We start from the raw sequence: 466 nt of genomic DNA, 5'->3' as shown, positions 1-466 counted from the left end.
TTTTTTAGAGCTAAACGCACAGATTCATCATGGACATGAATGTCGAGCTTGATCAACTGCTGATTGATCAGGGTAGCCGTCCAGCGGGCTGAACCATCGGGAGCCTCACTACAAGCAATGGCAGTAATCTCAGCCTCCACACGGTGGGTGACCTTGCGCGGTTGGCCCGTGCGTGCTTTTTCGGTTAGGGCACGCTCTAAGCCCTCCTCCAGATAGCGTTTGCGGATGTTGTAGACCGTAGCGGGGCATACTCCCAGCAAAGTGCTAATTTGATCAGGGCGCTGGCCCTGGTGAAGGAATTGTAACACCCGAGCCCGGTTCAACTTGCGGACAGACTCTTTACCTTTAGTCAGCAGTTGGGTCAGGCTATCCTGGTTGGCGTCCGATAAGACGAAAGCTGGTAGGGGTTGGCTCATTGCCAAAGATAACCAATGCGCTTCTAATCTTTAATTTGGACATGCACTAG

Annotated in this window: 1 protein-coding gene; it reads right to left on the bottom strand. The window is 52.1% G+C overall.

Features of this window, described 5'->3' with window-relative positions; all coding sequences use genetic code 11:
* On the bottom strand, positions 1 to 416 hold a 416-nt coding region (locus tag DX909_RS29355; protein WP_164851465.1), incomplete at its 3' end, for a helix-turn-helix domain-containing protein.
* Between the last annotated feature and the right edge of the window lie 50 nt (positions 417 to 466).

Origin of the sequence: Larkinella soli (assembly GCF_003703975.1) — a bacterium.
In the GTDB taxonomy this organism is placed as follows: Bacteria; Bacteroidota; Bacteroidia; order Cytophagales; family Spirosomataceae; genus Larkinella; species Larkinella soli.
The sequence above is the reverse complement of the archived record's forward strand: the minus strand, read 5'-3'. Positions and strand labels throughout refer to the sequence as shown.